This is a genomic window from Bartonella sp. MU37NMGALS (genome assembly GCF_042194015.1).
Classification (GTDB): Bacteria; Pseudomonadota; Alphaproteobacteria; order Rhizobiales; family Rhizobiaceae; genus Bartonella; species Bartonella grahamii.
Window position 1 is genome coordinate 1 of the sequence record NZ_JBHIML010000110.1, and the last position, 903, is coordinate 903.

Annotated in this window: 2 protein-coding genes; one reads left to right on the top strand and one right to left on the bottom strand. The window is 32.1% G+C overall.

Going from position 1 to position 903, the window contains the following annotated elements; genetic code table 11:
- Window positions 1-249 precede the first annotated feature (249 nt).
- A complete protein-coding gene (locus ACFIJP_RS09365; protein ID WP_012755091.1) occupies window positions 250-582 on the bottom strand; it encodes a helix-turn-helix domain-containing protein in 333 nt (110 codons plus the stop codon).
- Between the two features lie 112 nt (window positions 583-694).
- Here ACFIJP_RS09365 and ACFIJP_RS09370 point away from each other — a divergent pair.
- Window positions 695-903 (top strand): hypothetical protein (locus tag ACFIJP_RS09370; RefSeq protein WP_375627147.1); only part of this gene is annotated, 209 nt, incomplete at its 3' end.

Genomic DNA, 903 nt, shown 5'->3' on the forward strand with positions numbered 1-903 from the left:
CAGAATTTATAAACACTGGTTTCTTCACAAATGCCTCCATACTGCCTATTGGCAAAAGTTATTTTCTAAGATATGGAGTGAATATATGTAAAAAGTGCAAGTGTCAACATAAAAATGTAAAAAGTGCATATTTATGTTAGGTATGTTTTTTTAAAAAATGCACTATCCACAATTTATGGAGATACAATATGCAAGTAACGGAACAAGATTATAATCTTCTAAAAGGGTTTTCTCAGAAGGAAAAGGAAACTATTTCTTATTTTTTGATTGCCTTAAAAACTCAATATACAAAATCACATCTCTCTTGTTTTCTTCAGAAAGATCACGATAAAAATTCATAAATTCTTGATCAACATCATTGAAGAAATTTGGGGGGGGTTCATTAAAAAACTCTGCTATTTTAACTAATTCTCCAATACTTATGCTTCTTGATTTTCCATTTTTGTAAGGATTAATCATTCTACTTATAGTGGATTGATGGATTCCCAAGTGAGCGGCTAATTCTATTTGAGCACCGTGTCCGCGCTCGTTTAATTTCTTTTCTAGCCATTGTCGGATACTTTTTTCAATATTGCTACTCATAATCTAAATATTATCCCTAAAAATACGTAAAATGCAAAAATGAGAAAAGTGCATTTTTTATTGACATATGTAAAAAGTGCAATTATTTATTGCGCTGTTATGGAGATTACATATGGCTTCGAGATTAATTATAAAATATTTAGGTGGTTTCAAAACTGTAGCAACCATAGTGCAAAGAGATGTGTCATCTGTTTATAGATGGCGTGACATGCCAGCAAAACACCAGCAAAAAATTTTAGATTACGCACGTGAGCATGGGATAGATTTGCGTCCAGAAGATTTTTTTTATCCCGAGCGCTTGCAGAGATTAATGCAAGAGCA

Bases quoted from the DNA above. Each gene is read 5' to 3' on its own strand.
- ACFIJP_RS09365 (WP_012755091.1), bottom strand. From the start codon at position 582: ATGAGTAGCAATATTGAAAAAAGTATCCGACAATGGCTAGAAAAGAAA.